Here is a 24,769-nt window from a genome sequence, read left to right as displayed (position 1 = left end):
AAGCCTGCAATGCAGGGAATCTGCTGCTATCGATCTGGCTGGGCGTGCTGCTCGCCCTTCTCGTCAGTTCCGGTGCCCCGACTGGTAGCTGCCGCGCACGCAGCCGTTACTGTCATAGCCGACAGAGGTTTGATCCAGATACTTGTCGTTCCAGTACGTGCTCGCCCCGGCACCTCGAGCATGGCCGTCACGATTGGGCGTGCCATACATCGATTCAACGTCCTTGCGGGACATGCCAGGCACGATCTCTCCGCGCACTTTGGCGGTACGTAAGTCGCGATCAGACAGACCGGTACTGCATGGCGATCGCTCTGCAGACCCTCCAACCACGGTCACTGACGTTCCGCCTCCGGCTTGTTGGGCTGGTTGCTGTGCATAGCGTTGGGTTGAGGGGTAGTGCTGCGCTTGTGTCCGGTTAACCGGCTCCGCCATTTTGGTTGGTGCGCTGGAGCCACTTGGGGCTTGATTGCGCGCCGAAATCACATCATCGAGAGCATGGTTATCGGGGCAGTTTTGCTGGGTGAATGTCACCTTGCCCTTGGCATCGACGCATTTGAATACGGTCGCAGCTTGAGCAGCTGGCATGGCTCCAGCGAGCAGGCACATCAAGAAAACTGATCTGATCATGGGGTTCCCTCCCTGCGGCTTGCTTTGGCAATTTACCATCGTTGTGCCACCACACAAAGCTTCGACGGGCTGGGAGAGGAGTAGCCCCGCGCGCGTGACGCTGGGGCTGTGATGATCAAACCAGGTCTGTGGCTGGGTAGTAGAGCGCGAGCGTGGTAGCTATCACGCCTGCGGTATCAAGGTCTTTTTGCTCGCGCTCACGCCTCAGCCAAAGCACTTTGGTTTTGGCCTTTGCAGTGTCTTCGGTTTGCAGGTGAAGGCGAAAAACGATCCAGAGCGGCTCCTGGAGATCGGCAGTTGTAGCACCTTGAAACACGGCGATGTCTGAAGGCGAGCAGCCGAGCCGAGCAGCGATCTGCCTGGCATGCTCGGCGGTCACTTCATTAGGGGATGACTCTACCGTTTCAACAACGTTGAAGGGCGCCAGCAGTAGCCTTTCGAGCCACCATTGGGAGGTGCCAAGCCGCTCATCCAGAGTCTCATCGGGGAGGCTCATAAGCTCAGAGCTGTTGGGCAACCGATCCAACCGAATGCGCAAATCCGGGTAACGCGCCAGGAGCATGTCCATGGCCTCGCCGGCCTCTGCCGCAGTGGGAAAAGGGCCGAGTCCGCTGGGGAACTTGAACACCGGATGGTGTGTAGACAGGTAGTAGCAAAGCAGCCGCCCACCATGGCGGTTCCATTCATTTGGCATGAGCTATCTCCTCTTCATTGAGGGGCCGAACTTGTTAGCTAATCGGCGTAAGTTCATCTCTGTTGTCTTATGGACAAGTACCTCATGAGTCTGTCCTCCACCCAAGTCGAGCCCAAGATAACCGTAGTCGCTAAGATCCGGCCCGCGCGAGGCCTCGACTGTACGCTCTAGCTGTTGGGCTGCCATCGGCACGCTGGGTGCCAGGGCGCTGCTCACCAGGCCGCCATCGGCGAACCGTGGCAATTGGCGGCTGTTGAGTCGCTGCAGCAGCGCGGAGCCGTAGTGCCTCACGGCATCAGCGCGCATGACAAACTCCCCATTGGAAAGCCTGGCCAGAATGCTATCGCTGGTGCCGGTGCCCGGCCCACGGATCAGCCCGCCGTCGGCGTAGCCATCGACCTGACCGGCAGAGGTGGCTCCGGCTTGCCCGGCCACCGGCGTAACCGGAATGACCAGCTCCCGTTTGAAGCGTTGCGCCAACTCGGCAACCTGCTGTTGCGCCTGGGTAGCGGCCTCCTGGTCAACCTGCAGCTCCACGTCTACAGGCGGCAAGTTGGTGAAGCTGTTTTCGCCATCCTGGCGGATGCCTTTGGGCAGCACGCCGACCTCAACTGGCGGCAGGTTCGTCCAGCTATTCGCACCGTCCTGGCGGATGCCTTGCGGCGTCACTGCAACATCGACCGGGGGCAAGTTCGTCCAGCTGTTGGGGCCGTCCTGGCGGATGCCAGTAACCCTCACCTCAGCATCCACGGCGGGGACGTTGGTGAAGCTGTTCGGGCCAGTTTGCCTGATCTGTGTTTGTGCTGGTGCAGCAGCGGGACTGCTCGGCTTACTGACTGGCGGCTTGATGTTGCCAGCTGGCGTTGGTTGGGTATTTGCGGCAGGCAGATCGGGCAGCTCCAAGGCACGCCCGGTGGCCTGGGCTAACTGCGCAAGCTGAGCATATACCTTGTCCAGCGCCGTCTGATCCATCGTGACGGTGATGGTGGTGTCTTTCAGCTCATCGAGCAGTGTTTTCAAGTCGGCCGTTTGCTTCTGGGCTTGCTCGAAGCTGCTCTTGGCTTTGTCGAGACTCACCTTGTCGGCCTGATCCTCGATATCTTTCAGGCTCTTGATGAAGCCCTCGAAGCCGTAGGTGTTCTCGCCGGCATCGGCCAGGTCCAGCAACATTTTCAGCGCCGCCTGGGCGTTCTTCTTGGCGCGCTCGAAGTCGTTAGCCTCCAGGGCCTGGCGTGCAGCTACGCGCAAGCTCATAGCGTTGCCGAAGCTGGCTTCACCACCGGCGCCATCAGAGCGCAGGCGATCGAGTGCTTCCTTGTAGCGAGTTTCGGTGTCGAGCTGCGCCTGCTTGGCCTTGTCCAGTTCCTTGAGCGCTTCCCGCTCCGCCTTCGCCCGCGCCTTCACCGCATCGGCCGAGGCCTTCACTTCGGCGTCACGCAGTTTAGCCAGCTCGCTGAACTTCTCGCGCTTGGCGGCCACCTCCTGCTGGTCAAGTTTCTTCTGCTCATCAAGCGCCTGGCGTTCGGCCTCGCGCTGCTGGCGGGCTGTTTCCTGTTGCGCCTTGTAGGCCTCCAGGCTCATACCGGAAAGCTCGGCGCCGACCTTGGCGATTTCCTCTTCCAGCTCTTTGCGCCACCGTACCAACCCTTCCGGGGCGAATTGCTTCATGAGCACGGCCACTGTATTGGAGCCGATGAAGCTATCGCCGGTGATCGCGTTGTTGACCTCTTTCAGGGTCTTTTCCAGCTTGGTCAGCTTGTCGACGTTGCCGCTGGCCTTGGCTGCCGCATAGCCGATGTTGTCGCCCAGTTCGGCGAAGCCGCTCGCAGCCGATACCGCAACGCTCGCCAGGTACACCATGGCGGAAGCGATCTTGACCAGGTTCTCGACGATCAGCGGATCACCGATGGTCTTGGTCAGATCCTCGATTGCTGCAACCAAGGGCTTCGTGTCGGCCTTGCCGATGGCATCTTCCCATGCATTGTTGAGGCGGGTTAGTGCATCGCTCACCAGGATGTTCATGCCATCGACTGCGCCGCCGAGTGAATCGAGCTGGCTGATCACTGCTGGCACCCACACGTCCGTGGTGAGCTGCCCTTCGGTGGCCATCTTCGCCAGCTCTTCACGGGTCAGGCCGAGTGACCGGGTCAGAGCATCGGCCAAGGCTGGGGTCGTGCGAATCATGGCCGTGAACGCATCGCCCTGCAGCTTGCCGTCCTGTAGAGCGTTGCTGAATTGTTGCAGTGCGGCGGCCGCCCGCTCGCCACGCGCTGCGCTGGCCACCATTCCCAGACCGACCGCCTCGACGAAGCTCAGCACCTCATCATTGCTGAAGCCGCGATCACGCAGGGGCGCTAGGGAGTTCACGAAGTTTTCAGCGTTGCCCCGCATGTCCGTGAAGGTGCGGTCGCTGATATCACGCAACCGCTCCATACCCTGCGCATACTCTTCCTGACTGCCACTGGCGAGCTTGATACGGTCGGTCAACTCGACCCAGTTGTCTGCAATGCGGATAACGCCCTGTAGGCCCCGAAACGCACCATATGCTCCGCCGGCCTGTGCCGCGAGGGCGGCAGCACCGCCACCGATGCGCGAGCGCTGCTGTTCGGTATTGACGCCGCGAATCGCCTGCTGTGTTTCGCGTACCCGCTGAGTCAGCGCCTGCTGGGCTACTGCCAGCTCACGGGCCGTAAGGTTGCCGCTCGTGCGCAGCAGCTGGTACTGACCCCGCAGACGCTCAACCTCAACTTGCGCAGCACGATAGCGGCCAACGCCCAAATCCTGAGCCGCCGTCCTGATGGCCTGATCGTTGCGGCCAGAGGCAAGCCCCTTGGCCAGCGTGCTTTGGAGCCTTTGCTGCTCGGCGGCCAGGTTCCGGGTATCAACCCCCGCGGCTTGCAGTTCGGCGCGCTGCTCACGCACCTTGGCTTTCTGCCGATCAAACTCACGGGTAGCGTTAGCCAGAGTGCGCTGCGCCTGCGCATAGGCGCGATCGAGCTGGCGCACCGGCTGACCAGCCTGCTCTATAGCCCGTTTCAGTTCGTCAACTCGGCGCTTTGCCTCGAAGTAAGCGCTACTCGCTGCCTTGGCGTTCTGTTGTGTTTCCTTCAGGGCATCAATCTGGCGTAGCGGCTTCTCAATGCTGCGCACCAGTTCTGCATACTCGCGGCGAAAGCCGGCCACCTCTTTCGTGGCTTGGCCGACGTCGGCGGTTAACTTGAGCTCAACGTCTGTCATTAGTGCCTCCTGTGGCATTCAGTGATGCGAGAAAGAACGACCACGGATAGCAAGGGGCGCTGGCGTGCCCCAGTTGCACCATGGCCGAAATACAACGGTCCAGCTCTCTCAAGCTGTGGGCGCCGCCTGCTTGACCAGGCGCCCCATGAACCCGAAAAAATCGGGGTTCAGCTCCTTGCAGAGCTCGATCACTTCCCGGATCTGGGAGGGGCGTAGTCCATCGAACTGCTCGCGCGTCAAACTGGTCATTCGCAGCAGGTCACCGATGGAGCACTCGGTAAAAAGAGCTTCGTCCACCAGATCGCGTTGGGCCTGCGGGGCAAGTAGTTCGGCCAGCCAGTTGCGTACCTGCAGCACGCTCAGTTCGCGCACGGTTACCGAGATGTTGCCGAGTTGCAGCTCTTTGCTGTTGGTGATGTTCGCGGTCATTGTTTGTTCCTCTTGTGGGTTGGTGTGTCAGTGGGGTTGGCTTGTTGATAGGGCGGTTGAAGCTCAGCCGTTCGTGGGGGAACCGATGGAACCAGGGGAACCGAGCTAGCAAGTAGCAGGGCATTCAAGTGGATGGCTGTGAACATGGCGTCAGCCCTCCAAGAGGTGTAGGTGGTACAGGCGGCGGCTCTGACCGTCGGCCTTTACCTGTTTTGCGCGCTTGCCGGCTTCGCCTCGCTCAGCGATCCACCCGGCCGCGTCCAACACATCCAGCACCGTGCGCTGTTCGAAACCGGGCACGGCGCGCCGCAGCCCTTCGCTGGTGAACAACCAGATGCGCTGTCCGCAGCTCTCTCGCCACCAGCCCGCCCGATCTCGGATCGGCGGGCAGTCCCTGCCCAGTTCGGAAAAATGGGCTTCTCCATGGCGGGTGATGAACTCCAGCACTAGCGCCTTGATGGCGGCATCTTCGCTGGTGTCCGCGCTGCGCTCGCTCTGCCAACTGGCGAACAGCTCCAGCATGGCCAGGCGTGCGGCCTCTGGCGCCAGCGGCAGAAGTCCGCAGCTGATAGCTAGCTCTCCCGCCAGCGCCAGTAGGGCGAAGCGATCCGCTGCGCGCCCTTCCAGGTTGTTGCGGGGCTGGTACTGACTGCGCAGCAGTGTCAGCGCATCGGGCATGCTATCCAGGCCCTCACCGTCCAGCAGGTAGCGGACAAAGGCGGGGCCGGCGTGGCCGTAGTGGGTGACGCTGGCGCGCTTGATGGCCTTGGACAGGCTGGCGCCATCGGTGTGGTCGTGCAGGTGATCCCAGCAGCCGAAGCGGCGGGTGGCGCTCAAGTCCAGCAGCCGCACCTCCTGGCCGGCTTTGCTGCGCTTTCCCGCCTCGGCCATCTTGGCGGGCAGCGTCAGTTCCCCGGACGACAGCAGCGACACGCGCCAGCGGTTGGTTGTGCGTGCGCCCCCGGTGCGGGTTGCTCGAGCGCGCCCGGTACCGTTGGCCAAGGCGTAGACGATATCGCCGACCTTGGTCGGGTCGGCCTCGCCCAGCTCATCCAACACCAGCAAGGCGTCATTGCGCTGGCTGGCGATCCCCTCCAGGCCATTGCCGGTGGCGTTCCAAGTGCGCAACAGCTCCTCGCCGTGGCCCCATACCGAGGCGGCGGCCTGGGCGATGCTGCTTTTCCCAGTACTGCTCTTGCCATACAGGTTGACCCCGCCGCTCTGCTGGCGCGCTGGGTGCAGCAGGGGGCCAGCCAGGGCGGCACAGATGCCCAGGATCAACAACGGGTTGCCATCGGAGAAGCGCGCCACGCTATCGCGCCAGCCGTCCAGGTCGCCGGCCCGAGGGAAGTCGTCCAAGCTGGCCGCCTCGCTTTGCAGGATGGCGTCACCCTGGCCGATATTCTCGCCGGGCATGATGAACAAGGTGGAACCGTGCCAGCCAGTGGTGCTGGTTGCGGTGACTTGCCGGCCCGGACGCTGGCTCTGGATGTAGCGGTTCAACTGCTTGAAGCCGTCCGGGTCAATCTCCACGCCCATGCTCAGCAGTTCCCCGCGCAAGTCCTCCCCGCTACCGCGCAGCATGGCCATAGGCATGGCCCATTCCCGCCACTGGCCCAAGGTGTTACGGAACCTCAGCAGCCGCCCGAACTGGCCGCCATTGCTGCTGGTGATGGCCTCGACGTGCAGAGGCGAGCAAACCCACTGGTCGAACGGCACGGGCGCGGCGTCTCCTTTCCCGGGGCGCTGGCCGTGCCAGTAGACGCCAGCGCGTAGCTTCTGGCCGGTGCTGGTGGTGATGGGGTGGTCGTACACGCGAAAGGCTGGGCGCTCGATATCCGGCGTGGTGGCTTCGCTCACCAGTTGCAGCACGGTGGCTTTTTCCTTTGGCGCGCTCATGCTTGAGCCTCCCGCCATTGGCGCAAGTCGTTGAAGTCGGAGAGGTTCACGGGTGCGCTCGGCGGCCACTCGGGCAACACCAGCCCACAGCCAAGGGTGGCTGCGCTCTTGATAGCGGCGGTGCGGCCTGGGTTGCCTTCGGTCTGGCGGTCGTCGTCGCCGGCCACGATCAACACCGCGTCGGGGTGTCGGCGTTGCAGGCGGCGGCCCACGTCCAGCAGGTTGCCGGCGTTCATGGCGCAGGCGACAGCGGCGCCGGTCTCCTCGTGGATTGTTGCGCCCGTTGCCCAGCCCTCGCAGATGTACAGCGGTTGGCCGGCAGCGATGGTGCCCAGGCTCGAACAGCAGCCCTTGACCATGCCGCCGCTCAAGAAGCGCTTGCCCCCGTCCAGTTGTATGCGCTGCAGGTTGACCAGCACCCCGTCACGGCTCAGCGGCACTAGCAGCACATCACCCCGCTGGCGCAGGGTGTGCGAGCGGCAGCCCTTACCGACCAGGTAGGGGTGGCCCGGATCGGCGCGGTGAGCATCGCGCCACAGGCGGGCTGCGTACTCGGCCGCGGCCTGTTGGCGCTGGTGCTGCTCGGCCTCGCGCTGGCGCCTGGCATGCTCGATGCGCTGGCGCAGTTGTTCATGCTCCCTCGCGTTGGCTGGCGCGCGGCTGCTCCACTGGCGCCAAGTGCCGGCGTCCTTCCAACTGCCATAGGCGCCAGCGGCGATGCCATCCAGATGGAGCACATACCAGCCGTTACAGGTGCCAGCTTTGTCGCCAGGCACATGGAAACGGTGCAGGGCACCGTCAGCCACGGGCACCCACTCAAGCCGGCCATAGCTGGATTGCAGGGCATCGCGGAAAGCTAGCTCCACTTTCTCAAGGCCGAGCGAGGCCGTCGGCGCACAGGCGCCGTTTTTCTGAGTCATGGTGGTTACTCCTTGGCTTGGGCGGAGTCGACCGCGGCCTGCAGGTCGGAGGCGTCCCGCTGCAGATCTTGAGTCAAATCGTGGGCCAGGAACTGCGCCAGGCTGGCCAGCAACATGGCGCGCTCAATACGGCTCTCCACGCAGGCTTTCCCGCCCTCGAGCGCGCAATGGATGGAGTTGGCCAAGGCATCCAACCACTTGGCGTACTGGACGCGGCAACTGATCTGCTGAACAGCATCATCCGCAGCGGCCGCCAGTTGGCTGAGTTCAGTTGCTTTAGGCATCCGCCACCTCCACCACCTCCACCAGCTCCATGAGCTTGGAAAAGTCGTCGGAGATGGATTGCGAGAGGTAGATCTGGATCTGCATCAGCGAGCCGGCGCGACGGCTGTTGAGGTAAGCGCCCCCGGCACATTCAGCGCTAACCGCGTTGTCCAGCGTGATTTCGGCCAGCACCGTTGCGGTATCGATCTTCATTTCGAGGGCGTCGCCCAATTCCTTGACCTGGGCCTGCCTCTCGTGAGCTACCTGCTTACGCATGGCGCACCTCCTGAGATTCCAGGGCGCGAGCCTTGGCCATGGCTTCGTTGTAGCGAGCCAGGCGTACGGACAGGGAGGAGTTGCTGTGGAGTGCTGAAAGGGCGCGGGCCTTCCAGGCGTCCGCATGCGATGCGGACAAATTGCGGACAGTGTGCATGGGTGTAGCTCCGTGTGTGTTGTTGGAGCTGCCACGGATCGTCGCCAAACGAGTAAGGGTGGCAGCTGTGCGCAGGTTGGCGAACCGGGACACACGGAACCCGGCAGACCCGAGGGTCTCCCACGCACAGCCGCCATAACACGGCATTGCAGGCACAAAAAAAGCGCCTGCAATGGAATGGTGGGCGCTTGTGCGCCGTGTGGTGTTCGGGTCGCCAAACCCGGCCGCGGGATTGACCGCGACGGGCAGACCATAACGCCGTGCTGGCTGAAGCGCAAGGCCAATCATGCCGCTACCTCCAGCGTAGGCAGGGTACCCAGGTAGTACAGCGCAACGCCGTGGTGAGTGCGCCCATGTTCGTCGGTGAGGGTGAGACGGTGCGTTTTGATCGGGTGTCCTGCCTCGCGCAATTCCTTGATGCGAGCCGCAGGCATCATGATATTCAGCAAGCTGCGAGCAGTAATGGTGTCCACGGGGCCCTGGTGCAGTTTCTCCAGAAGTCGAGCGCGCTGGGCGCTGGTGCTGGTATCATCAAGGCGCGTTTTCTTGGGGCTGGCCTGTTGGTCGGCCTTTTCTTTGTCCGTCATTTAGGCGGCCTCCCCTCGACTGGCGGCGATGCGCTCATCGCACCAGGCCTGCACCTCTGCCTCGTTCCACACTACGGATTTGGGGCCCAGGTTGATTTGCTTGGGGAAGGTACCGGCCGCAATACGGCGGTAGATCTCGGAGCGCGAGAGGCTGGTGATTTGCTCCACAGCCTGGCGCTTGATGAATTGGCGGTCGAACTGGCTAGGGGTGGTTTTACTTGGCATCGTGTTAGCCCTCCTGGGCATTGCAAAGCGTTATCGGGAATCAACGCTTTCAATGCTGGCCAGGTGGCTGGCGCTGTAACAGGTGACAGGTTGCAGTAAAGGGGTGACAGGTTCGGGGCTGTACTGTGGATAACTGGCCGAATATCAGGCAGGACAGGGGGTGTAACCGGTCACCCCTTTTTCGGTGCTTTCTTGGCTACGGCCCCGCCCAGCTTGCGGGCCGGCCAGGTCAGAAACCACTGCAGGCGCTTCACCACTATTTCTTTAGGTTTGCCGAAATGCTGTTGCCATAAACGCCCCGCCAGCGGGCCTACGCCTATGCCGGCGGTTGTTGGGTCTGTCTGGCCGTTCTCAGTCATCTCGCACCAAACCATCACACTCCGCCGGCCTTCTACGGGTGATAAATGGTTGTTGGGGTTCATGAACTCGATGATTCCCGCGTGTTCGCGTAGTTGATCTTCTGCCAAGGTGAGTTTCCGGCAATCCTCCGCCGCAGCCCGTCTATAACGCTCTGCTTCCTCCCTGGCTTGCTGTAGCGCTTGCTCCAGAGTCTGCTCTCGCGCGTTACGACGCTCAATCTCCTTTCGGAGGGTTGCGGCTTGTTGTTCTGCTGCTTCTAGCCTTTCGCTTGCGCTTTGCTCGCCTTCCTGGCGCTGCTGTGCCTGGCGCAGGGCGAGGCATTCCGGGGTGCTTCCAGATAGCGGTGACTGGTGCTGTTCGGTCGGTAGTGCTCCTCCGTTGGGAGCTGGTGCTGGCGCCACCTGCTGCAAGCCAGCGGCGATGGTGGCGCGGGCCTCGGCCTCGCTTTCGACGCGTCCTATCCACTGCTTGGAGAGCAATACCGCGCCGGCCTGAGCTGCCCCGTTGGTTGTTTCAATCGTGTCCGCTGGCGCCCCTACGCTGTATCTGTCGAAGTAATCAGCCAGGGCCTCAATGGTTATGCCTCCGGCTCCGGTGGTGGGGTCGTACAGGGTCACACTGGCGGCGGTGTGGTCCAGGACTTGAGTGCTTGGGCCGATGGTGCGCAGAACATCGGCCAGCTCGCTGGCCAGCAGGCGCGGGTTAAGAGGGTGCTCTGCGGCCCACGACTCCACAACTTGAGTCAGTCGGACGCGCCCAAAGGGCTGTGGTGGTTGGTTTGGCAATTCCGCCATCCCTGTTTGTTCATACAGTAGGCGGCCCGATAGTAACAGGGCTTTTAAGTGTTTTGGGGAACACTGAGGAACATGAAAAAAATAATCCGGGAGGCTCTGGCGCTGGGCGCGCGCCACGTTTTCACCGCTCGCCAATTCGTGGCGCGCGGAATTGAGTACAACTCATGCACCATGCCTTCGGGGCGGAGGTGCCAAGTGCGGGCGAACGCCTTGGTTCCCCCGGTTCCCTATAGCTCCCTCACCGGGGGAACCGCTTAAAGCCGCGTCGCACTAGACGGTTCCACCAGTTCCCCCGGTTCCCCTGTAAATTGCACATGCACGGCGTTGGGTCGACGAAAGCCCGACCCCATAGGGCAGAAGCCGAAAGGGTCGCTCGCGACTTACACTTTCGTGAGTTTCCAGGGAACTGAGGGAACCTCAGCTACGCCTTGCGCTTGAGGCTCACCACGTTGGCGCCAGCGCGCAGGGCATCTATCGAATCGGCCCAGGCTTGCATCATCTCGCGGCGCTGCTCGAGGTAGGTGGCGTGGTCGTAGGTGTCGCGGATCTCGTCCTGATCTCCATGCGCGAGCTGACGCTCGATCCAATCACGGTTGTAGCCACGCCCGTTCAGCTCGGTGCTGAGCAGGTGGCGGAAGCCATGGCCGGTCTGGCGATCCTTGTAGCCGATCGACTGCAGGGCCAGGTTCACGGTATTTTCGCTCATGGGCCGGCTGGTGTCGTGCCGGCCTGCGAACGCCCGGGTACTTGCCGGTGAGCTGGTGGAGCTGGCGCAGGATGGCCGCGGCCTCGCGGGGGACGATGTGCGGGCTGCGGGCTTTCATCCTCTCCTTGGGAATTGGGGATGGTTAAGGCAGCGGTCTCACTGGACGTGAACGGGCGCTGATAACCCTATGGTGCCCAACGATAAGCACAGCGAGCTGCTGAGGAAAAGAACGCCTGCATACCCTCGAACACTGTGTTTGGGGGGGCGCCGTTGTCGAGGATGGCAGAAGGCTGGCATAGTCTGTTCCCATTGAGAACAGACAGGCCAGGTTTCTTACCCAAAATTACCCAAGAATTACCGTGCACTTACCCGCGGATCAGCTTGGGGGTTTTGGCTGTAAACCCTGCGCCGCAAGGGCTACGGACGCTCTGTGATGGCTGACAACCAATATTACCCGATCCTCATGGGGGCTCCGGATTTGGCAGATGTGCCTTTGACGGCTGACGAGGTTCACGCAATTGATGCTTTGCTCCTGTGCCGCCAAAAGCGGATACGGCTGTTGAGCAAGGAGCGTGATCAGCGGGCGCAAGCGGACCTCTATAGGCAATTGCAGTTTTTTACGAGCCGCTTACCCCCTGAGCTGGCGAACCTTGAACCTATTGAATTTTATGTGCCTTCGCCTTCAAGCGCCGACGAGCAGGCGAGTCTGCTCAGTGCTTTCTGGGCGGCAGTGCGTGTGTTGCAGGCACAAGGGCTGCAGATCAACCACGCCAGAGGCCGAGGGCTGCTAGCGATAAACCTCCCTCAGTTCAGGCAAATTATCAGTGCGTCACCGTACAAGCTTCAACTCGACCGGGACCTGTGTCGTGCACTGCGCGCTAGCGTTGATCCACTCTTTATAGAGGTCAAGAAGGTAAACAGCGTCGTTACTAGAGAGACTGTCCATTGTTGGATTTTTCAAGCGCTTGACGGTTGGCAGGAATAACAGTTGGCGGAATAAATAACTTGGAACTTGAGGAAGGGCTATATGGCTGTGTATGTTCTTGAAACTTCTTACACTATAAACTATACAACAAAGAAGCCAATTCCTATTCCTGAGATTGTAGATGCTCTACAAGCGCTCGAGCGAATCATTAAGCGCACGCCTGCATTTATTGAAAAATATTACGAAGGTATAATTATTACCGAGACGCAGGTTTATGTTGAGACGATTCAGGCCGGCTCTCTGCGGGAAGAGTTATTGATAAAGTATTTGTTCAGGACAAAGGATAATTATGACCAAGCCAAAGAGTTGGCTGGCAAGATTCTAGAGGATAACGAGGTGATTAAATATCTTGTTGCTATGGGCGTTGGCGCTACCTTGGTTTATGGGGGGAGCTTGCTTAGCAACACCGAATCACCTACTGCACCTCCGGCTATCACCGCGTACAACAACCAAATCATCAATATCGGCGGCGATATCGAGATGAAGGCCCAGGACATTGAGGCCGTTTTGAAGGGTATTACGGACAAGAAAAGCCTTGCGCGTGACGCTGTCAAAGTAGTCAAGCCAGCAAAAAATGATCCGGAGTCGTCTATTGAGATCGGCGATCTGTCTGCATTGACTATCGACAGGAAACTGGTAGCTGTCTTTCCAGAGAGCTATGAGCCGCCGTTGCCGACAGAAAGAAGTACGCGCTATGAGCGGCAAAAGATTGTTATTGACGCCAGCGATAGGCATAAGCATGGCACTGGTTGGGGCGGAGTGGTGCCGTCTTTGTTCCAGAGTCGAGTAAAGTTTGTGCTTGATGAAATGGTTGATCCGGCGTTACTTCATGGGCGAACCAATGCTATTGCGGATATCTCTGTTATTGAGCGTTATGTCCCCTCTAAGAAAGCTTACGAGGTCAAGGAAGTTCTCATTGAGGATGTCTTTCTTGATATGAAGTAGACAACTAGGATGGCACCACCCCCGAAAAGGAGTTCGACCATACCCATTCTTCGCTACCTCTGCGTTGCCCCCGCTTCCGCCCTAGTGGCCGCTTATGCGGCCGTCTGGATCGTCAGCCCTGCGCCGCTGGAGCGCACCGCCACTATTCTCCCGCTGCGAATCGACCAGGGCGACGGCCTGCTGATTTTGGGCGATTGGCGCACTGTGGAGGGCTACGACCACGTCACCACAAATGCCGTGGAGATTATCTGCAGCCGCGAGCGGCGAACCTGTCGAGAGGCCTATGCCGAGCTGCTGTACCACGGCAGCGGTGAGGATCTTGAAGCGCACGCCTACGACTACGAAGTGACCACCTGAGATGACCAGCGCTTGGTGGCCGTCGACAAGGACGGCATGGGCGAGTGCCTTGACCGCACTCTGAGCGTGGACCTGGTAGGCGAGGGCGCTACGCTGGAATGGCGCCCTGGTGAGGGCGAGTGCCAGGGCGATACCGCAAGGCGGTGCTGTTGGGCGATCCGCTTTAACTAGGGCGCTGTCGGCGAGCAAGGGTTGCCTGGGCACGGAGGGCGAGCCGATAGCTGATGAAATCGCTTACGACGAAGCGGCCAAACGCGATGGATGCGGCAAACGCGCTCGCTCCGAGGGTGAAGTCGTAGAGGTCGAATTGATACACCGAGACGGTGAAGTACAACGCGCCCATTATACCGATGGTCATTGCGGCAACGGCACTCCAGATCGCGGCGAATTTCTCGAAGGCGCCGATGACGATCTCAGGCTTATCGCGCCCGTCCGGCACCTCCAAGTGTCGGCATAGGCTGCGAAGCTGTGACTTTGTCCAGTTGCCGTCTTTATCCAGCGCTAGCAAGAAATCCATTTTTGATCGGCTGGTGGTGACGCCAGACGCGATGCGGAATGCCTCCAGCTCGATGGACGTTTCCAGGTAGTGGGATAAGTCCGGGTTTTTTGCGACGCTGGAGCGTAGCGCCTTCAGCCGCTCTAGCGGCTTACGCACGAAGTGTTTGTCATGCGCTTCGAAGGCGCTAAGGAGTGGTGCAATCAGCTTGGGGACGAGAGACAGCACCGTTACTGTTGCCGTGAATAGCGGCGCGTACTGGCTGCCGATTAGAGCTTGAGCTTGTTGAAGCAGATCCATTTGAGGGCAACGTCCATTGAAAAGACGGCAGTTTGCCCGCTGCGGGTTAGGCTGCCAAGGCGTTAGCCGGCTTGCATATTTCAGCCTAGTGGTAAGGTCTACGGACAACTGCCAATGATGGAGTATGCAGATGAGTAGTGATGTGAACGCGGCTGTGGGGGGAGCAACTGGCGGAGCGAGTTGCACAGCCGGCTGGGGAATGGTTGATGCCAGAGGACCGGCTGTTGCTGCGGTTTTACCGCCAACTCGATGCACGGGAACAGGCGTTTACTCGCCGAGCGATCGAGGCTCTAGTGAGTAGTTCGGAAAGACTAAATTGAGTCACAAAGAGGCAGTGAGCATGGCAGTAGATCTAGGCAAGATTTTTGACCTCTCGATGATGATTGATGCAATCGAAACCGAAGATGAGGTGGGCTGTGTGCTGAGGGTCCACCTTATGGCAGAGCAGATACTTATAAATTTTATTGAGCTGAAGAAATCAAGCGAGACCGAGAAATATCTAGGTCAGATGCGCGATTTCGGGGTCAAGATGGCCGTTGCGACTGCCATGGGGATGCCAGCTTGTATTCTTCAGGTTCTACATCACATCAATCGTATTCGTAACGACTTTGCCCATAGGGGAACCGGGAAGCTTGATTTGGGAGATGTGCAAAATATGCAGCGATTTGTAGATCAGATGGCTGAGCTTAATCCTAGATTTTTAGCAATAAAGGAAAGGGGCATTGAATTTGCCGATGGGAGAAAATTCAAATATGGAGCGGGTGGGGCACGGATTGACTTTAGTATCTCCGCTTTAAGCTTTCTGGGTGAGGCGGCGTTATACCTAGTGAAGTGCTCTATTCCAAAAGCGCTGGAGAGCGGTGACTTGGTGTTGGTTCCTAATAAATAAGAAGGGGGCGAAATATTAAAGCGTGCATGCTTGCTGTCTTTAATGTTTTGTTTTTCGATATTCTATTATGAGCTACCTCATTAAAGTATGTTTGATGCCCTGGACACTCGGGAGGTGGTGTGCCAGCACTTTCGCTACTACCTCGGCCGGTAGGTTTGGCAGGTGGCCAGGCCAATGGCGCTTGGCCTCTAATCTGGAGACTGCACCGTTCAGTTGCATGTCGATGCCCTTGCGGATGATCTCCCGGCGTTTCTCTTCTAACGCCTCTTGTTCCTGTAGATCTGGAGTAGTCATGACAGTTTCCAATATTGAGCGGTTTGATGAGTTAACTGGCCGGGTGTTGGCCAGGCTTTATGCAGAGTTCCCGCTGCCAATCCGGCTGATGCCAGACAAGTTCGTGGAGACGTCTTGGGTCGTGGATGCGTTCACCGGCGCCTTGGCTGCCAGCGCAGATACTGAGTTCTTCACTGCGACGGTGGATTGGCTGGCTGATGCGGGATATCTGCGTTATCAGGGGCTCGACCCGACCAAGGTGAATGGCTTTACCGGTGCTGTACTGACGGCCAAGGGGCTGGAGTTGTTGAAGGCGATACCGGATAGTCTGGGCGACTCGTTCGGTGAGCGACTGCGCGAGGCTGCGGCGACCGAAGGACGGGAAGGATTGCGCTCGCTGGTCTCCCAAGTGCTTGGTGCCGGTATTTCGCTGCTATCTAGCCAATAGCGTCTTGATCATGCTTGCTCGCCGTGCTGTATACGCCCAGCCGCCTGCTCAGCACTGGCCTTGCTGGCATACAGGTGCGTGAGCCGCTTGGGGTTAGTCTGGTCGCCGGCGGTGACTTTCTTCTGGGGCCCGGTTTTCTCGTTGCGGTACCAGACGAATGCGACGGTGTACGGCTCGGCGGTGTCGCTCTACAGCTCGTCGCCGTCTGGCAGTTGGCTGTGAGTTACTTGGAATGTGGCTGACCCCCTGCAGGGTTCGATCTATCGATTGACAGCTTGCACTCTGAAGCCTTTCACACAGGAGAGATTCACCATGCCAAGAATCAAAGCTGTACACGGGGTATGCCGTCCTGGCGAGCGATACCTCGATGAGGTGGCTGGCCCGGTCAGAGTAGGGTGTTACACCCATAGCGACCACCTCTGGATCTACTACCGTGGAACCGTTCAGGGACGGCCATGCGAGATTCGTATGGCGGCAATTCCTGACGACTTTCTATGTGGAGTGCGTCGAGGGGAGGGATATCGCTATAGCTGCATAGCCTTGGTCCGAGAGCGCGCAAGCCGCTAGGCTGCGTGAGCTATTGGCGGCTTATTGTCCGGCTAGGGGGCATTTGACTCTGGCTTTGCTGCTGAAAGATGGCTGAGATATGAGGTCTGGCATGTTGGTGCAAACGATTGCACCTGAAATGAAAAGCCCCACTGATGCGGGGCTTTTACAAAGATTATGATCAGCGATCCATTGATGCCGTTGGGCTCTGGCTATGGCTGCGAGGTGCGTTCACCATTGCGTCGGCCAGTGCTTGCCAGCTATCGCTCGCCCGCTTCATGCCCTCCGCCAGCTCCTTCGGCAACTGGTAGCTGGTGACCGGCTTCTGCGTTTGCTTCTGGCTGTTGGTCTGCATGTTGAACCTCGATCTCTTGAGAGTTCCAATTGAAGATTAGGTCGTTCAGTTGGGGGAGCAGAGTATACAGTTTTGACAGCAGTTGTAGCTCTCGTTCGTCAGGTGCTCTGACGCGGTCGAACAAGGTTCCTGCTTCTTTCCTATCGATCACAAAGCTATGGGCAGGATAGCCAGTAATCAAGTTAAGTAGTGCGTTCTGCTTCAAGTTCCGGCTGTCAGCCTCAAGGCGTTTGCCGTACTCAAATCCAACCGTGTTGGCTCGGAAAATCTCCCCAAGCCTGATGGGGTCGATCTGCCCATAGACTGGCTGGAAGACGCTTCCTGCAAGCTTTGCAGAAATCTCAGCAGCCATTTTCGTTGAGATGCCCGTTCGAGCCCTTGTGCTGTACATGAAGTCTTCAAAGGCTGAGTAGGTCTGTTTTCGGAGTAGTTCCAAGCCTTGTTGAATATCCATGCCTGAGGAACGCTCCATCAATTCATCCGGCTTAGTCATCTGGATATCCAGAGGCCCAAGCTCTCCTCTGTCAGCAATCACCAGCTCATGTGCTCCGATAGCAATGAGCGTGCCAGCGGATTTGCAGATGTCAGGCACAAGGAGCTTAAAGTCGCCGTAGTGATGCCGTAAGCATCGAGCAATTCGATACCCAGCGTGAGGATCGCCGCCGTGTGTGATGAGGACTAAATAGGCCGATTGGCTCAGCTTTTGCTGCTGGCAGACATGGGTGACCTGCTCGTATCCAGAGCGAGAGATATCACCGATATAGAGAATGATGTCCTCGTCAAACTCGTCGAAGCGCTTTACTCGGCGTTTCATAAATCCTCCCTGATGCCAATTATTTGGCTGTACTGCCAGCCTAGCAGGGCATTCGAGTTATCGCGGGGCAACCTGCCGTTACGCTTGGCGCTGAACGAGAAAAGATAGTCGAACGGAGAGAATAAGGGCTGAATGTCCAGGTTTTTATATCTAGCATTCATAGGATCGCACCGCCATCCATGGGTAATGTCGAGCGACTATGTCTTGCGCTTGATGCTCACCACGTTGGCGCCAGCGCGCAGGGCATCTATCGAATCGGCCCAGGCTTGCATCATCTCACGGCGCTGCTCGAGGTAGGTGGCGTGGTTGTAGGTGTCGCGGATCTCGTCCTGATCTCCATGAGCGAGCTGACGCTCGATCCAATCGCGGTTGTAACCGCGCCCGTTCAGCTCGGTGCTGAGCAGGTGGCGGAAGCCATGGCCGGTCTGGCGATTCTTGTAGCCGAGTGCCTGCAGCGCCAGGTTCACGGTGTTCTCGCTCATGGGGCGGCTGATGTCGTGCCTGCCGGCGAACACCAGCGGGTACTTGCCGGTGATCTGGTGGAGCTGCCGCAGAATAGCCACGACCTGGCGGGGAAGAGGGACGATGTGCGGGCGGCGCGCTTTCATCCGCTCCTTGGGTATTGTCCATGTCGCGGCGTCGAGATCGAACTCGGCCCAGGGCGCGGCGCGCAGCTCGCCCGGGCGAACGGCAGTCAGGGCCAGCAGTTGGATAGCGCTGCGGGTTAGGACGTGGATCTTGGCCGTCTCGACCTTGTCGAGGAGTTCGGGGAGCTCGGCGAAGGTGACGTGTGGGTGATGTTTGGTCGCTGGCGGCTGAGCAGCGATCACATCCAGATCGGTGGCAGGGTTGTGATCGATGGCGCCCTTAGCCAGACCGTAGCGGAAGATCTGATTCAGCCACTGGCGGGTTTTCTTGGCGACGTTGTGCGCGCCGCGGCTCTCGATCTTGCGGATCAATTCCACCAGGTCGGGCCTAGCCACCGACTCGAAGGGTTTCCTGCCCAGCGCGGGTAGTAGGTCCGACTCAAGGTAGGCCAACGCCTTGGCCGCGGTCGCCGGCGCCCAGCGGGGTGTGCGGTACCGGTGCCACTCCCTAGCCAGAGCCTCGAAAGTCAGCACCTCGGCCAACTGCGCCAGCCTGTCGGCCTTCTTCTGTTCGCCGGGGTCGATGCCCTCGACCAACTGCTGCCGCGCTTCTTCTCGGCGTCGCCGGGCTTGCTGTAGGGGCACGGTCGGATATGCCCCTAACGCCAGGCGCTTTTCCTTGCCGGCGTAGCTGTACTTCAGGCGCCAGAGTTTGGAGCCGCCAGGCATCACTTCCAGGTACAGGCCCTGGCCGTCGGCGAGTTTGTAGGGCTTGTCCTTGGGCTTGGCGACCTTGATGGCCGAGTCAGTCAGCGGCGTGGCTTTGCGGGGCATAGGGGCACCTGCGTAGGGGCATGAAACATGACCTAACTGGATATGCCCCTAAACATGCCCCTAAAACTTTGGGCTTGCAAGGGAATAGGTGGGAACTTTAGGCAATAAAAAACCGGCCAATGGGCCGGTTTTTCTAGTCTGGCGGTGCTTTTTGGCACTGCCTGGGAACATATCGTGGTGCCCCGGGGGAGACTCGAACTCCCACTCCTTTCGAAAACGGATTTTGAATCCGCCGCGTCTACCGATTCCGCCACCGGGGCACGATGGCGGCGCAGTATAGGGACGCGTCTTGCGCTGGTCAATCGGCGCAGCTGTCGTGGCAACGCTATGGTTGGGACACTGTGTAGCAGCGCTGCATCTGACTTTTTGTTGCGTCGGTGCTTAGAATCACGTCTGTCATCAAGCGCACCGAGGTGAGTGCTTATATAGGTGGCTTTGGGCAGTCCGGTCATGGAGGGGGAGTGTGGTCAGAGTCTTGTGCCGGGCAATTCTGCTGTGGCTGGCGCTCGTGCCCGTGGCGCGGGCGGAGGTGCTGGTCTATGCCGTCACCGATGAGAGCTGGGCGCCGTACTGGATTGTTGACGGCGAGCGGATCAGCGGCATCCTGCACGATTTCATGATCGCGCTGGATGCGCGCCTGCCGGACGACCTGCAGGCCAGCCACCCGCTGCCGCCGCTGCGCACGCAGAAGCTGTTCCGCGAGGGGCAGGTGCAGATCGAATGTTGCGTGAGCCGGAGTTGGCGGCGCGCTGCCGGGCAGGCCGAGGTTTCGCTCTGGAGCATTCCGGTACTGGATGCCGAAGAGATGCTGCTCTTCGCGCCGGGCAAGGGATTTCCCTTCCGGCACCTCGAAGACCTGCGTGGCCGCTCCATCGCCACGGTGCGGGGCTACGGCTATGTGGGCAGCGAGTATTTCCAGCGCAACGATGGTGCCGATGCTCATGCGCTGATCTTCCGGGTCGCCCAGGGGCACAGCGAGGCCGGTATTCTCGACCGGCTGGAGTGGCGCTACCTGAGAAGCCGCGATCCTCAACTGCAGGCGCCAAGCTGGCAGGTGGAGGAGGGTGCCGTGATCAATCGCTCGCAGTTGCGTCTACGCCTGCATCGTGACCATGCCGGGCACCTGGCGGCGATCAACGAGGCGATAGGGGCCCTGCAGGAGGACGGTACCCTGGCGCGTATCGTTGCAGAGTACGCGCCGCAGGCTCACGTGGCCGGACAAGGGGAAATCCGGTAAGCTTTGCGGCCCTGCTGAAATACCCCCGCCGAATCATGCGTGTTGCCGATTTTCACTTCGATCTCCCCGAGTCGCTGATCGCCCGCCATCCTCTGGCCGAGCGTCGCGCCAGCCGTTTGCTGCAGCTCGATGGCCCGAGTGGCGAGCTGCGTCATGGCCAGTTCACCGATGTGCTGGAGCAGTTGCGCCCCGGCGATCTCATGGTGTTCAACAACACCCGCGTGATCCCTGCGCGCCTTTTCGGCCAGAAGGCCTCCGGCGGCAAGCTGGAGGTGCTGGTGGAGCGTGTGCTCGATCAGTATCGCGTGCTGGCGCACGTTCGTTCGAGCAAGTCGCCCAAGCCTGGCTCGCAGATTCTCATCGATGGTGGTGGCGAGGCCGAGATGGTCGCGCGCCACGACGCCCTGTTCGAGCTGCGCTTCGCCGAGCCGGTGCTGCCGCTGCTCGAGCGCGTCGGACACATGCCGTTGCCGCCCTATATCGACCGTCCGGATGACGAGGCGGATCGCGAGCGCTATCAGACCGTCTATGCGCAGAAGGCCGGAGCGGTGGCGGCGCCGACCGCCGGGCTGCATTTCGATGACGAGCTGCTGGCGGCCATTCGAGGCAAGGGCGTGGAGACAGCCTTCGTGACCCTGCATGTGGGTGCGGGCACCTTCCAGCCGGTGCGCGTCGAGCGTATCGAGGACCACCACATGCACAGCGAGTGGCTGGAGGTCGGCCAGGATGTGGTCGATGCGGTCGCCGCCTGCCGCGCGCGCGGCGGTCGTGTCGTGGCGGTGGGCACCACCAGCGTGCGTTCCCTGGAAACCGCTGCCCGCGATGGCGAGCTGAAGCCCTTCAGCGGTGACACCGACATCTTCATCTACCCCGGCCGGCCGTTCCACGTGGTCGACGCCCTGGTGACCAACTTCCACCTGCCCGAGTCGACGCTGCTGATGCTGGTGTCGGCGTTCGCCGGTTATGCCGAGACCATGGCGGCCTATCGCGAGGCCGTGGCGCAGGGTTATCGCTTCTTCAGTTATGGTGATGCCATGTTCATCACCCGCAATCCCGCCGCGCGCGGGCCCGAGGTTTGAGTATGTCGCGCACCTGTCGCATGTCCTTCGAGTTGCTGGCCACCGACGGCAAGGCCCGTCGTGGTCGCCTGACCTTCCCGCGTGGCGTGGTCGAGACCCCGGCCTTCATGCCGGTGGGTACCTATGGCACGGTCAAGGGCATGCTGCCGCGTGACGTCGAGGGGATCGGCGCGCAGATCATTCTCGGCAACACCTTCCACCTGTGGCTGCGCCCGGGGATGGAGGTGATCAAGAAACATGGCGATCTGCACGACTTCATGCAGTGGCAGGGGCCGATCCTCACCGACTCCGGTGGCTTCCAGGTGTTCAGCCTGGGCGCCATGCGCAAGATCAAGGAAGAGGGCGTGTACTTCGCCTCGCCCGTCGATGGCGCCAAGGTGTTCATGGGGCCGGAAGAGTCGATGCAGGTGCAGCGTGACCTCGGTTCGGACATCGTGATGATCTTCGACGAGTGCACGCCGTATCCGGCCGAGTTCGACGTGGCCAAGCGCTCCATGGAGCTGTCGCTGCGTTGGGCCAAGCGCTCCAAGGACGCGCATGGCGAGAACACGGCGGCGCTGTTCGGCATCGTCCAGGGCGGCATGCACGAGGAGCTGCGCAAGCGCTCGCTCGACGGCCTCTGCGAAATCGGCTTCGACGGCCTGGCCATTGGCGGCCTGTCGGTGGGTGAGCCGAAGGAGGAGATGATCCGCGTGCTCGACTACCTGCCGCCGCAGATGCCGGCCGACAAGCCGCGCTACCTGATGGGCGTCGGCAAGCCCGAGGACCTGGTCGAGGGCGTGCGTCGCGGCGTCGACATGTTCGACTGCGTGATGCCGACGCGCAACGCCCGCAACGGTCACCTGTTCGTCGATACCGGCGTGGTGAAGATCCGCAATGCGGTGCACAAGCACGACGATTCGCCGCTGGACCCGACCTGCGACTGCTACACCTGCACAAACTTCTCCCGCGCCTACCTGCATCATCTGGACAAATGCGGCGAAATGCTCGGCAGCATGCTCAATACCATCCATAACTTGCGGCATTATCAGCGGGTTATGGCTGGTTTGCGCGAGGCTATCGGACAGGGTACATTGGCCGCCTTTGTCGAAACCTTCTATGCCAAGCGCGGCCTGCCTGTGCCGCCGCTGGACTGATTCCCGAACGATTCAAGATCCTTTCCATTAGGAGTGCTACATGAGCTTTTTCATTCCCGCCGCCTACGCTGACACCGCGGCTGCTGCCCCTGCAGGGAGCGGTTTCGAGTGGGTCTTCCTGATCGGCTTCCTGGTCATCTTCTATCTGATGATCTGGCGTCCGCAGGCCAAGCGCGCCAAAGAGCACAAGAACCTGCTCGGCGGTCTGCAGAAGGGCGACGAAGTGGTCACCAGCGGCGGCATCGCCGGCAAGGTCTCCAAGGTCACCGATGATTTCGTGGTGATCGAGGTGTCCGACACCGTCGAGCTGAAGTTCCAGAAGCAGGCCATTGCCGCCACCCTGCCCAAGGGCACGCTGAAAGCCATCTGATTCAGTTCATAGTTTCCATTCGACGGGGCGCTTTAAGCGCCCCGCGTCATAAGCGGGTGGCTCGTTCATGCTCAATAAATACCCTCTGTGGAAGTACCTGCTGATCCTGGCCGTGCTGGCGATCGGTCTGGTCTACTCCATCCCCAACCTCTATCCGGACGATCCTGCGATCCAGGTCAGTGGCGCCAGTTCGGCGCTGGCCATCGAGCAGGCGGATGTCGACCGTGCCAGCAAGGCGCTGCAGGATGCGGGCATCCAGGTCAAGGCCGCCAGCATCGACGAGCGTGGTCGCGGTGGCCTGATTCGTCTGGCCAAGCAGGATGACCAGTTGCCGGCCAAGGACATCGTCCGCCGTGCGCTGGGTGATGACTACGTGGTGGCGCTGAACCTGGCGCAGACCACACCCGACTGGCTGCGCAGCCTGGGCGCGAGCCCGATGAAGCTCGGCCTGGACCTCTCCGGCGGTGTGCACTTCCTGCTGGAAGTCGACATGGACAAGGCGCTGGATGTGCGTCGCAAGGTCTATGAAGGCGAGATCAAGAGCCTGCTGCGCAAGGAGCGCGTGCGCTACCGCAGCATGCCGGAAAGCAATGGCCGCATTCAGCTGGGCTTCGCCGACAGCGAGACGCTGGATAATGCCGAGCGCCTGATCCGCAAGGACTACAAGGACTTCGAACTGACCAGCGTCGAGCGTGGTGGTCAGCAGGTCCTGCAACTGGCACTGACCCAGGCCAAGATCGCCGAGATTCGCGAGTACTCGATCAAGCAGAACCTCACCACCGTGCGTAACCGGGTCAACGAGCTGGGCGTCGCCGAGCCGCTGGTCCAGCGCCAGGGTGCCAACCGCATCGTGGTCGAGCTGCCGGGCGTGCAGGACACTGCCGAGGCCAAGCGTATTCTCGGCAAGACCGCCAACCTGGAGTTCCGTCTGCAGGCCGAGCTGGACGCGCCGCGTGGTGCGACCGAGGACTTCGAATTCCGCGAGGCCGGTCGTCCGCCGGTACAGCTCGAGCGTGAGCTGATCATCACCGGTGACCAGGTCACCGACGCGCAGGCCAGCTTCGACGAGAACGGTCGCCCGCAGGTGAACATTCGTCTCGACGGCCATGGCGGCGACTTGATGAACCGCGCCACCCGCAACAACGTCGGGCGCAGCATGGCGGTGATCTTCATCGAACAGAAGCCGGTCACCCGCTACGTGCGTCAGACCGTCGACGGTGTCGAGCAGGAGGTCGCCGTGCCGACCTTCGTCGAAGAGAAGAAGATCATCAGCCTGGCGACCATCCAGTCGGCGCTGGGTAGCCAGTTCCGCATCACCGGTCTGAACGGCCAGGGCGAGTCTTCCGAGCTTGCGCTGCTGCTGCGCGCCGGTGGCCTGGCTGCACCGATGTACTTCGCTGAAGAACGCACCATCGGCCCGAGCCTGGGTGCGGAGAACATCGCCAAGGGTATCGAGTCCACCGAATGGGCGATGATCTTCGTGGCGCTGTTCATCATCGCCATCTATCGCTTCTTCGGTGTGCTGGCGACCGTGGCGCTGGCGTTCAACCTGGTGCTGCTGGTCGGTCTGATGTCGGCGATCGGCGCGACCCTGACCTTGCCGGGTATCGCCGGTATCGTGCTGACCCTGGGTATGGCGGTGGACGCCAACGTGCTGATCTTCTCGCGCATACGCGAGGAGCTGGCCAAGGGGCTGCATGTGCAGCGGGCGATTCATGAAGGTTTCGATCGTGCCTACTCGGCGATTCTCGACAGTAACCTGACCACCCTGCTGGTGGGCGGCATCCTGTTCGCGATGGGCACCGGCCCGGTCAAGGGCTTCGCGGTGACGCTGTCGCTGGGGATCGTTACCTCGATGTTCACAGCCATCATGTTCACCCGAGGTCTGGTCAACCTGATCTTCGGTGGTCGCAACGTCAAGAAGCTGTGGATCTGAGGTGCAG

The 24,769-nt window shown here is 60.5% G+C and carries 25 protein-coding genes, 1 tRNA gene and 1 pseudogene; 10 read left to right on the top strand and 17 right to left on the bottom strand.

Translation table 11 applies throughout. The features are described 5' to 3' along the window. Positions 1 to 63: 63 nt before the first annotated feature. The 13 genes and pseudogenes from FIV02_RS18570 to FIV02_RS18510 form a co-directional block, all read right to left on the bottom strand. Positions 64 to 627: a DUF4124 domain-containing protein gene (locus tag FIV02_RS18570; RefSeq protein ID WP_172979177.1), complete on the bottom strand. Its 564-nt coding sequence runs from the start codon at positions 625 to 627 to the stop codon at positions 64 to 66. A gap of 115 nt (positions 628 to 742) precedes the next feature. Continuing rightward, positions 743 to 1,321, bottom strand: a complete 579-nt coding sequence (locus FIV02_RS18565; RefSeq protein WP_152489449.1) for a hypothetical protein — start codon at positions 1,319 to 1,321, stop codon at positions 743 to 745. Positions 1,322 to 1,324: 3 nt separating this feature from the next. Then, on the bottom strand, positions 1,325 to 4,558 hold the full coding sequence (locus FIV02_RS18560) for a tape measure protein (RefSeq protein ID WP_172979176.1): 3,234 nt from the start codon (positions 4,556 to 4,558) through the stop codon (positions 1,325 to 1,327). A gap of 108 nt (positions 4,559 to 4,666) precedes the next feature. After that, positions 4,667 to 4,987 carry a hypothetical protein gene (locus tag FIV02_RS18555; RefSeq protein ID WP_152489447.1) on the bottom strand — a complete coding sequence of 107 codons (321 nt, stop codon included), beginning with the start codon at positions 4,985 to 4,987 and terminating at the stop codon, positions 4,667 to 4,669. A gap of 150 nt (positions 4,988 to 5,137) precedes the next feature. Beyond that, positions 5,138 to 6,859 (bottom strand): DUF927 domain-containing protein, encoded by a 1,722-nt coding sequence (locus tag FIV02_RS18550; RefSeq protein WP_256662994.1) that lies wholly within the window; start codon positions 6,857 to 6,859, stop codon positions 5,138 to 5,140. A 23-nt stretch (positions 6,860 to 6,882) separates the two neighbouring features. Beyond that, a complete protein-coding gene (locus FIV02_RS18545; RefSeq protein WP_152489446.1) occupies positions 6,883 to 7,806 on the bottom strand; it encodes a toprim domain-containing protein in 924 nt (307 codons plus the stop codon). Between the two features lie 5 nt (positions 7,807 to 7,811). Next, positions 7,812 to 8,090, bottom strand: coding sequence for a hypothetical protein (locus FIV02_RS18540; protein WP_152489445.1), 279 nt, complete (start codon positions 8,088 to 8,090; stop codon positions 7,812 to 7,814). Beyond that, positions 8,083 to 8,346, bottom strand: coding sequence for a hypothetical protein (locus FIV02_RS18535; protein ID WP_152489444.1), 264 nt, complete (start codon positions 8,344 to 8,346; stop codon positions 8,083 to 8,085). Before FIV02_RS18535 ends, FIV02_RS18540 begins: the two co-directional genes overlap by 8 nt. Beyond that, positions 8,339 to 8,503: a hypothetical protein gene (locus tag FIV02_RS24850; RefSeq protein WP_172979175.1), complete on the bottom strand. Its 165-nt coding sequence runs from the start codon at positions 8,501 to 8,503 to the stop codon at positions 8,339 to 8,341. Before FIV02_RS24850 ends, FIV02_RS18535 begins: the two co-directional genes overlap by 8 nt. Before the next feature lie 284 nt (positions 8,504 to 8,787). After that, the gene (locus tag FIV02_RS18525) at positions 8,788 to 9,090 is read right to left on the bottom strand and encodes a helix-turn-helix domain-containing protein (RefSeq protein WP_152489443.1); all 303 of its coding nucleotides are present in this window, start codon (positions 9,088 to 9,090) and stop codon (positions 8,788 to 8,790) included. After that, positions 9,091 to 9,315: an AlpA family transcriptional regulator gene (locus FIV02_RS18520; RefSeq protein WP_152489442.1), complete on the bottom strand. Its 225-nt coding sequence runs from the start codon at positions 9,313 to 9,315 to the stop codon at positions 9,091 to 9,093. A gap of 170 nt (positions 9,316 to 9,485) precedes the next feature. Next, positions 9,486 to 10,586: a hypothetical protein gene (locus FIV02_RS18515; protein ID WP_152489441.1), complete on the bottom strand. Its 1,101-nt coding sequence runs from the start codon at positions 10,584 to 10,586 to the stop codon at positions 9,486 to 9,488. Between the two features lie 304 nt (positions 10,587 to 10,890). Next, positions 10,891 to 11,308 (bottom strand): annotated as a pseudogene (locus tag FIV02_RS18510) (tyrosine-type recombinase/integrase); the annotation flags it as partial. A 300-nt stretch (positions 11,309 to 11,608) separates the two neighbouring features. On the opposite strand from FIV02_RS18510, the gene FIV02_RS18505 reads away from it, so the two are divergent. Genes FIV02_RS18505 through FIV02_RS18495 form a run of 3 tightly spaced genes read left to right on the top strand, consistent with a single transcriptional unit; the run spans position 11,609 to position 13,462 of the window. Next, positions 11,609 to 12,160 carry a hypothetical protein gene (locus tag FIV02_RS18505; RefSeq protein WP_152489440.1) on the top strand — a complete coding sequence of 184 codons (552 nt, stop codon included), beginning with the start codon at positions 11,609 to 11,611 and terminating at the stop codon, positions 12,158 to 12,160. A gap of 42 nt (positions 12,161 to 12,202) precedes the next feature. After that, positions 12,203 to 13,105: a hypothetical protein gene (locus FIV02_RS18500; protein WP_152489439.1), complete on the top strand. Its 903-nt coding sequence runs from the start codon at positions 12,203 to 12,205 to the stop codon at positions 13,103 to 13,105. A 9-nt stretch (positions 13,106 to 13,114) separates the two neighbouring features. Further along, entirely contained in the window at positions 13,115 to 13,462 is a 348-nt protein-coding gene (locus FIV02_RS18495; RefSeq protein ID WP_256662993.1) for a hypothetical protein, read from the top strand. 163 nt (positions 13,463 to 13,625) lie between these two features. Here FIV02_RS18495 and FIV02_RS18490 read toward each other — a convergent pair whose 3' ends face one another. Continuing rightward, the gene (locus FIV02_RS18490; RefSeq protein ID WP_152489438.1) at positions 13,626 to 14,258 is read right to left on the bottom strand and encodes a hypothetical protein; all 633 of its coding nucleotides are present in this window, start codon (positions 14,256 to 14,258) and stop codon (positions 13,626 to 13,628) included. 340 nt (positions 14,259 to 14,598) lie between these two features. Here FIV02_RS18490 and FIV02_RS18485 point away from each other — a divergent pair, with 340 nt between their 5' ends. Both FIV02_RS18485 and FIV02_RS18480 read left to right on the top strand, forming a co-directional pair. Further along, the gene (locus FIV02_RS18485; RefSeq protein WP_152489437.1) at positions 14,599 to 15,147 is read left to right on the top strand and encodes a hypothetical protein; all 549 of its coding nucleotides are present in this window, start codon (positions 14,599 to 14,601) and stop codon (positions 15,145 to 15,147) included. 292 nt (positions 15,148 to 15,439) lie between these two features. Then, a complete protein-coding gene (locus FIV02_RS18480) occupies positions 15,440 to 15,868 on the top strand; it encodes a hypothetical protein (RefSeq protein WP_152489436.1) in 429 nt (142 codons plus the stop codon). Positions 15,869 to 16,674: 806 nt separating this feature from the next. On the opposite strand, the gene FIV02_RS18470 is transcribed toward FIV02_RS18480, so the two are convergent. From FIV02_RS18470 to FIV02_RS18460, 3 genes are all read right to left on the bottom strand, one after another. Beyond that, complete coding sequence (locus tag FIV02_RS18470; RefSeq protein ID WP_152489435.1) at positions 16,675 to 17,583, bottom strand: SppA protein; 909 nt, start codon at positions 17,581 to 17,583, stop codon at positions 16,675 to 16,677. A 197-nt stretch (positions 17,584 to 17,780) separates the two neighbouring features. Continuing rightward, positions 17,781 to 19,004: an integrase arm-type DNA-binding domain-containing protein gene (locus tag FIV02_RS18465; protein ID WP_152489434.1), complete on the bottom strand. Its 1,224-nt coding sequence runs from the start codon at positions 19,002 to 19,004 to the stop codon at positions 17,781 to 17,783. A gap of 175 nt (positions 19,005 to 19,179) precedes the next feature. Next, a tRNA-Leu gene (locus FIV02_RS18460) sits at positions 19,180 to 19,264 on the bottom strand. Between the two features lie 203 nt (positions 19,265 to 19,467). Here FIV02_RS18460 and FIV02_RS18455 point away from each other — a divergent pair. From FIV02_RS18455 to secD, 5 genes are all read left to right on the top strand, one after another. Further along, positions 19,468 to 20,241, top strand: coding sequence for an ABC transporter substrate-binding protein (locus FIV02_RS18455; protein ID WP_152489433.1), 774 nt, complete (start codon positions 19,468 to 19,470; stop codon positions 20,239 to 20,241). Between the two features lie 35 nt (positions 20,242 to 20,276). Next, on the top strand, positions 20,277 to 21,320 hold the full coding sequence (gene queA / locus FIV02_RS18450; protein WP_037049630.1) for a tRNA preQ1(34) S-adenosylmethionine ribosyltransferase-isomerase QueA: 1,044 nt from the start codon (positions 20,277 to 20,279) through the stop codon (positions 21,318 to 21,320). 20 nt (positions 21,321 to 21,340) lie between these two features. After that, a complete protein-coding gene (tgt, locus tag FIV02_RS18445; RefSeq protein ID WP_172979227.1) occupies positions 21,341 to 22,456 on the top strand; it encodes a tRNA guanosine(34) transglycosylase Tgt in 1,116 nt (371 codons plus the stop codon). A 40-nt stretch (positions 22,457 to 22,496) separates the two neighbouring features. Continuing rightward, positions 22,497 to 22,826 (top strand): preprotein translocase subunit YajC, encoded by a 330-nt coding sequence (gene yajC / locus FIV02_RS18440; RefSeq protein ID WP_037049627.1) that lies wholly within the window; start codon positions 22,497 to 22,499, stop codon positions 22,824 to 22,826. A gap of 67 nt (positions 22,827 to 22,893) precedes the next feature. Next, positions 22,894 to 24,762, top strand: coding sequence for a protein translocase subunit SecD (gene secD, locus FIV02_RS18435; protein ID WP_152489432.1), 1,869 nt, complete (start codon positions 22,894 to 22,896; stop codon positions 24,760 to 24,762). The last annotated feature ends 7 nt before the right edge of the window (positions 24,763 to 24,769 follow it).

The organism is Pseudomonas sp. THAF187a (genome assembly GCF_009363395.1).
Lineage (GTDB): Bacteria > Pseudomonadota > Gammaproteobacteria > Pseudomonadales > Pseudomonadaceae > Aquipseudomonas > Aquipseudomonas khazarica.
The sequence above is the reverse complement of the archived record's forward strand: the minus strand, read 5'-3'. Positions and strand labels throughout refer to the sequence as shown.

Excerpts from the sequence above, each read along its gene's own strand:
- FIV02_RS18570 (WP_172979177.1), bottom strand. The coding sequence starts at position 627 with ATGATCAGATCAGTTTTCTTGATGTGCCTGCTCGCTGGAGCCATGCCA.
- FIV02_RS18565 (WP_152489449.1), bottom strand. The coding sequence starts at position 1,321 with ATGCCAAATGAATGGAACCGCCATGGTGGGCGGCTGCTTTGCTACTAC.
- FIV02_RS18560 (WP_172979176.1), bottom strand. The coding sequence starts at position 4,558 with ATGACAGACGTTGAGCTCAAGTTAACCGCCGACGTCGGCCAAGCCACG.
- FIV02_RS18555 (WP_152489447.1), bottom strand. The coding sequence starts at position 4,987 with ATGACCGCGAACATCACCAACAGCAAAGAGCTGCAACTCGGCAACATC.
- FIV02_RS18545 (WP_152489446.1), bottom strand. The coding sequence starts at position 7,806 with ATGACTCAGAAAAACGGCGCCTGTGCGCCGACGGCCTCGCTCGGCCTT.
- FIV02_RS18540 (WP_152489445.1), bottom strand. The coding sequence starts at position 8,090 with ATGCCTAAAGCAACTGAACTCAGCCAACTGGCGGCCGCTGCGGATGAT.
- FIV02_RS18535 (WP_152489444.1), bottom strand. The coding sequence starts at position 8,346 with ATGCGTAAGCAGGTAGCTCACGAGAGGCAGGCCCAGGTCAAGGAATTG.
- FIV02_RS24850 (WP_172979175.1), bottom strand. The coding sequence starts at position 8,503 with ATGCACACTGTCCGCAATTTGTCCGCATCGCATGCGGACGCCTGGAAG.
- FIV02_RS18525 (WP_152489443.1), bottom strand. The coding sequence starts at position 9,090 with ATGACGGACAAAGAAAAGGCCGACCAACAGGCCAGCCCCAAGAAAACG.
- FIV02_RS18520 (WP_152489442.1), bottom strand. The coding sequence starts at position 9,315 with ATGCCAAGTAAAACCACCCCTAGCCAGTTCGACCGCCAATTCATCAAG.
- FIV02_RS18505 (WP_152489440.1), top strand. The coding sequence starts at position 11,609 with ATGGCTGACAACCAATATTACCCGATCCTCATGGGGGCTCCGGATTTG.
- FIV02_RS18500 (WP_152489439.1), top strand. The coding sequence starts at position 12,203 with ATGGCTGTGTATGTTCTTGAAACTTCTTACACTATAAACTATACAACA.
- FIV02_RS18495 (WP_256662993.1), top strand. The coding sequence starts at position 13,115 with ATGGCACCACCCCCGAAAAGGAGTTCGACCATACCCATTCTTCGCTAC.
- FIV02_RS18490 (WP_152489438.1), bottom strand. The coding sequence starts at position 14,258 with ATGGATCTGCTTCAACAAGCTCAAGCTCTAATCGGCAGCCAGTACGCG.
- FIV02_RS18485 (WP_152489437.1), top strand. The coding sequence starts at position 14,599 with ATGGCAGTAGATCTAGGCAAGATTTTTGACCTCTCGATGATGATTGAT.
- FIV02_RS18480 (WP_152489436.1), top strand. The coding sequence starts at position 15,440 with ATGACAGTTTCCAATATTGAGCGGTTTGATGAGTTAACTGGCCGGGTG.
- FIV02_RS18470 (WP_152489435.1), bottom strand. The coding sequence starts at position 17,583 with ATGAAACGCCGAGTAAAGCGCTTCGACGAGTTTGACGAGGACATCATT.
- FIV02_RS18465 (WP_152489434.1), bottom strand. The coding sequence starts at position 19,004 with ATGCCCCGCAAAGCCACGCCGCTGACTGACTCGGCCATCAAGGTCGCC.
- queA (WP_037049630.1), top strand. The coding sequence starts at position 20,277 with ATGCGTGTTGCCGATTTTCACTTCGATCTCCCCGAGTCGCTGATCGCC.
- tgt (WP_172979227.1), top strand. The coding sequence starts at position 21,341 with ATGTCCTTCGAGTTGCTGGCCACCGACGGCAAGGCCCGTCGTGGTCGC.
- yajC (WP_037049627.1), top strand. The coding sequence starts at position 22,497 with ATGAGCTTTTTCATTCCCGCCGCCTACGCTGACACCGCGGCTGCTGCC.
- secD (WP_152489432.1), top strand. The coding sequence starts at position 22,894 with ATGCTCAATAAATACCCTCTGTGGAAGTACCTGCTGATCCTGGCCGTG.